This is a genomic window from uncultured Agrococcus sp. (assembly GCF_945915485.1).
Taxonomy (GTDB): Bacteria; Actinomycetota; Actinomycetes; order Actinomycetales; family Microbacteriaceae; genus Agrococcus.
Window position 1 is genome coordinate 1 of the sequence record NZ_CAMEFJ010000113.1, and the last position, 6,399, is coordinate 6,399.

General features: G+C 65.2%; 6 protein-coding genes. 3 read left to right on the forward strand and 3 right to left on the reverse strand.

The genetic code is table 11. The features are described 5' to 3' along the window. On the reverse strand, positions 1 to 764 hold a 764-nt coding region (locus tag Q0O95_RS12725), incomplete at its 3' end, for a class II glutamine amidotransferase (protein WP_293699341.1). A gap of 104 nt (positions 765 to 868) precedes the next feature. On the opposite strand from Q0O95_RS12725, the gene Q0O95_RS12730 reads away from it, so the two are divergent. Next, on the forward strand, positions 869 to 2,206 hold the full coding sequence (locus Q0O95_RS12730) for an ATP-dependent RecD-like DNA helicase (protein WP_293699343.1): 1,338 nt from the start codon (positions 869 to 871) through the stop codon (positions 2,204 to 2,206). 72 nt (positions 2,207 to 2,278) lie between these two features. On the opposite strand, the gene Q0O95_RS12735 is transcribed toward Q0O95_RS12730, so the two are convergent. Next, a complete protein-coding gene (locus tag Q0O95_RS12735; RefSeq protein ID WP_293699345.1) occupies positions 2,279 to 2,935 on the reverse strand; it encodes an NUDIX hydrolase in 657 nt (218 codons plus the stop codon). A 109-nt stretch (positions 2,936 to 3,044) separates the two neighbouring features. Between Q0O95_RS12735 and Q0O95_RS12740 the strand changes: the two genes are divergently transcribed. Both Q0O95_RS12740 and Q0O95_RS12745 read left to right on the forward strand, forming a co-directional pair. Continuing rightward, complete coding sequence (locus Q0O95_RS12740) at positions 3,045 to 4,130, forward strand: FUSC family protein (RefSeq protein WP_293699347.1); 1,086 nt, start codon at positions 3,045 to 3,047, stop codon at positions 4,128 to 4,130. A gap of 26 nt (positions 4,131 to 4,156) precedes the next feature. Continuing rightward, a complete protein-coding gene (locus Q0O95_RS12745; RefSeq protein ID WP_293699349.1) occupies positions 4,157 to 5,005 on the forward strand; it encodes a hypothetical protein in 849 nt (282 codons plus the stop codon). Between the two features lie 10 nt (positions 5,006 to 5,015). On the opposite strand, the gene Q0O95_RS12750 is transcribed toward Q0O95_RS12745, so the two are convergent. Further along, positions 5,016 to 6,263 (reverse strand): solute carrier family 23 protein, encoded by a 1,248-nt coding sequence (locus Q0O95_RS12750; RefSeq protein WP_293699351.1) that lies wholly within the window; start codon positions 6,261 to 6,263, stop codon positions 5,016 to 5,018. Between the last annotated feature and the right edge of the window lie 136 nt (positions 6,264 to 6,399).

Here is a 6,399-nt window from a genome sequence, read left to right on the forward strand (position 1 = left end):
GCTTGCGTCGCGAGATCGATGCGCGCGGCGGTGCTCTGCGGCATGGGCGTCCAGCCGTCGCGCTCGAGACCGCTCGACGTGAAGGCCACGATGCCGTGCTCGTCACGGCGATACGACAGCCGATAGTAATGATCGATGTGATCGCGCGGCAGATCGTCACCGAGATTCGCCGCGTCGAACTCCTTGTCTGGGAGGGGTGCGCCCTCGTTCGCGTGCACTGCGATCAGTTCGTGCTCACTCAGAACGAGCAGGTTGACAGCGGAGTTGGGGAACTCACGACCCACGAACGCAACCGTCTCGGTGACAGCGTCGAACAGCGAACGCCCCGCATCCAGCCTGCGCGTGATGAGAGCGACGAGCACCGACGTATCGCTGTTGCCACCGTGCTGGGCGAGTTCCTCCTCGGCCGCGAGCTGCAGGAACCGCTCGACCGGTCGGATCGACCCGTTGTGCGCGAGCGCGAAACGCGGCGTTATGAAGGGGTGCGCGTTATCGAGCGTCCTCGCGAGCCCTTCCGTTGCGAGGCGAAGGTGCGCGATGCGAGCTCGTGTAGGCTCCTCGGTCAGTGCCGCCGAGAGCACGGGATCGCGCAGCGCCGGCTCGGCCGACCGCATCCGTTCGATTCCGCCCTGTTGCACCCATGCGGTGCCCCAGCCGTCAGCGTGAAGGCGACCCATTCGCTGCCACTCCTGGCAGTTCCGCGATCCGATGACGTCCTGAGCGGTCGCAGCGACCGGCGCCGCGTAGCCGAGCAGTCGACACACAGGGTCCTCCTTTCTACACTGCTGTCTATCTTCGCCCTGTCTCCTCCTTTGCGCAATGCGGGGTGTAACCGAACGTCACACCGGGTTCGGACTACCCTGGTTGGGTGGTCGAACTATCCAGGGAACAGCGGGATCTGTTCGAGCGAATCGAGAAGACCGGTGATCACCTCTTCATCACCGGTCGGGCCGGTACGGGGAAGTCCACGCTGCTCAACCACCTCGCGGCGAACACCGGGAAGAGCATCGTCATCACCGCACCCACGGGCGTCGCAGCGCTCAATGTCGGCGGGCAGACCATCCACTCCCTGCTGAAGCTGCACCTCGGCATCATCGCGACCAGCCCGCTGCGGCAGCCCGAGAAGCTCAAAACGGTGCTGCGCACGATCGACACGCTCATCATCGACGAGATCTCGATGGTGAACGCCGACCTCATGGACGCCGTGGATCGTTCGCTGCGGCAGGCACGCGGCATCCACTCCACTCCGTTCGGTGGCGTGCAGATCGTGATGTTCGGTGACCCCTATCAGCTCTCACCCGTTCCGCCACGGGGTGACGAGAAGCTGTACTTCGACGAGCACTACTCTTCGTTATGGTTCTTCGACGCGAAGGTCTGGCGCGAGGCAGAGCTCGACGTCGTCGAGCTCGTGCACATCCACAGGCAGTCAGATCTCGAGTTCAAGAAGGCGCTGAACGCCGTGCGTCACGGCACGGTCACGGAAGAGCTGGCCGATCTGCTCAACGGATACGGCGCGCGTACACCTCCCGACAACGACGTCTTGACGCTCGCGAGTCGCAACGACACGGTTCGCCGTATCAACAGCCGAGAGCTCGCGCAGCTCGGCGGCAAGGCGAAAACCGCCGTTGCCGACGTCGAAGGAGAGTTCGGACAGTCCAGCTATCCGGCCGATGAGGTGCTCGAGATGAAGATCGGTGCGCAGGTCATGTTCTTGCGCAACGATGCTGAAGGCCGCTGGGTCAACGGAACGATCGGTCGCGTCGTCGACATCTCAGGCACCGTGTGGGTCAACGTCGATGGCGAAGATCACGAAGTCGAACCCACAACCTGGGAGAAGTACCGATACACGTACGCACCGGATTCCAAGGAGCTCAAGCGCGAAGTCGCAGCAGAGTTCACGCAGTTCCCGTTGCGGCTCGCGTGGGCCGTCACGATCCACAAGTCGCAGGGCAAGACGTTCGACAGCGCCATAATCGACCTCGGGTCACGCGCGTTCAGCCCCGGTCAGACGTACGTAGCGCTCTCGAGGCTTACGAGCCTCGAGGGGCTGTACATGACCAGGCCGCTGAAGCCGGCGGACATCATCGTCGATCAGCGTGTTCGGCAGTTCATCACGGATGTGCGGGCTCGGCAGCAGGACGGCCGTTCCGGGTGGGGCGGCGAGGGTACGGCATTCACGCCGAACGCCTCGGATACGCCGTTCTAGCGCTGGAGGATGTCGAAATAGTCGAGAGAAGTACATTTAGGAGTATCCCAAAGGGCATTCTGTCAACTATTCTCACCCGACACCCCGGTGCACGTACCGCCAGGGCACCGCATCGGTGAGGAGGCGGTTGCGCGGGCCGTGCTCCGTTTCGACATCGCCGTCGGCGAGCTCATCGCCCTCCCACACCAGCAGCCCATCGGTCGGGATGCCCTGTGTCAGAAACTCCGCGGGGCCGTCGGCGAGCGAGTGCTGCAGTGCAGCGTCAAACGTGCGGAACTCGGCAAGCCGCGCGAGTGTCACGAAGGTCGGCGGGTGCAGCTCGAAGTCGTCGCCCGCGTGGGCCGCGATCGCATCGGTCGGGCTGATCCAGCGCCACGCCGCGACCTCGTCAGCGCTGGCGACGATCTCACCGTCGGCCGCTTTGGCGAGGAAGAAATCCGTGTCGAACCTGCGGGGGATGCGCGCCGGCGGCATCCAGCGCGACAGCGGCACCAGCGCATCCGCGTCCAGGCGTAATCCCACCTCTTCGAACACCTCACGCGCCGCGGCGACCCGTGCGCGCTCGTGGCGGGGCCGACCCGGTGCATCCGTGTCATCGACGCGTCCGCCGGGGAACGCCCACGCGCCGGCGAACGCTCCGCGCTGGGTCCGCTGCATCATGAGCACTTCGAAGCCGGCGTCCCGCTCGCGACCGAGCACGACGGTTGCGGCAAGGGCAACTTCAGACATGTGATCAGTCTAGGGATTCCGGGTCGGGAACTGGAGCTGTGGCTGGGCCGAGACGGGCTCGGTGCCCGCGTAGCATGGTGCTGTACACCCCGACCAGCAGGAGTCCCACATGGCCGCAGCGCGTTTCACCGCACGTGTTCGCGGAACGGTCGACCTTGTGCGCGCCAAATCGAGGGTCTCCGTTCTGCAGATGGTGAAGACCGGTGTCGCAGCCGTGCTCGCCTGGCTTGTCACGAGCCTCATCTCGGCGCCGGAACCACCGATCTTCGCGGTTATCGCTGCGATTATCGTGGTGCAGCCCAGCGTGAACCAGTCGTTCGCGAAGGCCATCGAGCGGTCGTTCGGTGTTGTTCTGGGTGTCGTCATCGCGATGCTGTTAGGGCTCGCGTTTCCAGAACAGAACTGGGTGATCCTGATTGCCGTCGTCGCGGCGCTCGTGATCGCCTGGCTGCTGCGGCTCTCATCCGTCACGAGCAATCAGGTGCCGATCAGCGCGATGCTCGTACTCGCTCTCGGAGCAGCATCGGTCGAGTACTCCTTCGAACGCATCATCGAAACCGTGATCGGCGCAGGCATCGCGTTCGTCGTCAATGCTCTTGTCGTTCCGCCGGTTCCGCTGAGAGAGGCGAGAGCGTCGATAACCGAGCTCGCCGAGGAGACCGCGAGGGGCTTCGACCGCCTCGCCGACGCGGCGGTCGGCGCGAAACGAGCCGAGCATCCCGAGCTGCTGCTGATAGAAGCCAGGCTGCTGCGCCCCATGCTCGAGCGCGCGTCCGAGCATGTCACGGCGGCGGAGGAGGGACTCGATCTGAACCCGCGCGCGAGACGCTATCGCAAGCGAATCGACGCGATGCGCGAGACGCTGCGAGCGCTGTCGGTCATCACGACGCCGTTGATCGGTATGACGCGGGCCTTCCACGACCACTACGACGACGAACTGACCCGCGAACCGATGATGGTCGAGATCGCGGTCGAGATGCGCAGAATCGCGCACGACATCCGCATGAAGTTCGTCACACCGCACGAAGCGGGAGCCGAAGAGGCCGCGGATACGAAGCCGCTGCTGACCACTCCGCTCGTGATGCAGGCCCCGAGTGGCACGCACTGGATTCTCATCGGCTCGCTGCTCGAGGATCTCCGGCGGGTACACGAGGTCGTCGAGGCAGGGCAGGTCGACTGGGAGGGCAGACCGTAGCGCGGCAGTCCTTCTAGAGTGGATCTGTGACGAACGTGACGTTTCCCGCCGGCGCAGTTTCGGCAACAGCGACCGTGACCGAGGTGCTTCCGAGCCTCAGCGCCGTGATGACCGACTCGACGCCGTTCCACCCTGTCGATCACACCTGGCCGGATCAGCCGGCCGATACCGGCACGATCGAGGGCGAAGCCGTGAGCGACGTCGTGATGGCAGCCAGGTCGCCGGAGGGGGAGTGGCTGCTCGGGGAGAGCATCCCGGTCAAGCGCGGCACGGAAGGCTGGGCGTGGGCCATCGCGCACATCGTGCACGACGCCACGCGCTTCACGGTCGGGCATCGGGCGGATCTCCGCGTCGAGGCTGACCGCAGACAGGCGTTGTCCATCGGTCACACCGCCTGCCACCTCGCTTCGCTCGCGTTGAACGCCGCGCTCGCGGGCTACTGGAGCAAGGATGCGCGCCCCGACGCCCTCGGCCGCCCCGATTTCGACGGCACCGCGAATCAGCGTTCGCGCATCCTCGCATCGGGTGCACGAGACGAGTTCCGGCTGGGAAAGAGCCTTCGTAAGAAAGGCTTCGACACGGCACGGTTACCGGCGTCGTTACCCGAGCTGCAGGGCGCCGTGAATCGGCGGCTCGACGCCTGGATCGCCACGGCGGCCGCTGTTCGGATCACGACTGAGGGCCCGAATATCACCGATCTGCGCAAGTGGGTGTGCGAACTTCCGGAGGGCACAGCATCCATCGCCTGCGGCGGAACGCACGTGACCTCGCTGACCGAACTCGGCGCAGTGTCGGTGACGCTGACGGCCGAAGATCCGCAGCTGCTCGTCATGGAGACCAGCGCGGCCGCGCTCTCGAGTGGCTCGGCAGCGTAAGCGGTCTCTGTCAGCCTTCGACCGGAGGCGGTACCTCTACGGCCTCCTCAGTCTTCGTCGTCGCGGGCTCCCTGTCGAAGAGGTTCATGACGTGGAAGACCACGAGCGTCGCGACCGTGCCGAGCACGATGCCGCCGAACTCCATATCGCCGATGTTGAGCGCGAACGGAGCGATCGCGACGATGAGGCCGATGCCGGCCGTGAACTGATTTTTCGGGCTCGAGAAGTCGACGTTGTTCTCCACGAACATGCGGATGCCGATGATGCCGATCAGCCCGTACAGCGCGGTCGTCACGCCACCCAGCACACCGGCGGGCACCGCCGCTATGACTGCTCCCACCATGGGTGAGAGCCCCAGCAGGATGGCCGTGAACGCGGCGACCCAGTACGCCGCGGTAGATGCGACTCGGGTCGCGCTCATGACGCCGATATTCTCACCGTAGGTCGTGGTCCCGGACCCGCCGCCGGAGCCGGCGACCATGGTGGCCAGACCATCCGCCATCAGCGCCCGCCCCGTGAGTTTGTCGATATCGCGATCGATCAGCTGGCCGACGCCCTTGACGTGCCCGATGTTCTCCGCGAGCAGCGGCAGCACAACGGGCAGGAACATGAGGTAGATCGGAATCGCGGTGGGGTCGAAGACGGGTGTGTGGAACTCCGGCAGCCCGACGAGATCCGCTTCGCCGACGCCGCTCCAGTCGACTTCCCCCATGATGGCGGCGGCGATATAGCCGACGACGACGCCGATCAGGATCGACAGCCTGCGCACCATGCCGCGCCCCAGCACCGTGATCAGGATGATCGCCCCGAGCGTTATGACTGCGATGAGCGGAGAGGCCTCGAAGTTGTCACGCGCAGCGGGTGCGAGGTTGAAGCCGATGAGTGCGACGACGGTGCCGGCCACGACAGGCGGCATGAGCGCATTGATCCAGCGGGTGCCCGCGAAGTGCGCGATGGCACCGATGACCAGCAAGCAGGTGCCGGCGAGCAAGATACCGCCGAGCGCGACGCCTTCGCCGTGCGATGACATCGCGACGCCGATCGGCACGATGAACGCGAACGACGACCCGAGGTAGCTGGGCAGCCGGTTTCCGGTTATGAGGAGGAAGAGAATCGTGCCGATACCGGAGAAGAACAGCGTCGTCGCGGGCGGGAATCCGGTGATGACGGGCACGATGAACGTTGCACCGAACATCGCGATGACGTGCTGGCCGCCGAGGCCGATGGTCTTCGGCCAGCTGAGTCGTTCTTCCGGCATGACGATGCCGCCGTTGTCGTGGCTGAGGGTCCAGGGGAGCTTCACGCCCTTTATCGTAGAGTGCGCCGGCGCTGAAAACTGCACCTCAGCGGGTGCTCGACGGGATAATCCAGTTCGACTCCCGCTCAGCGCACCT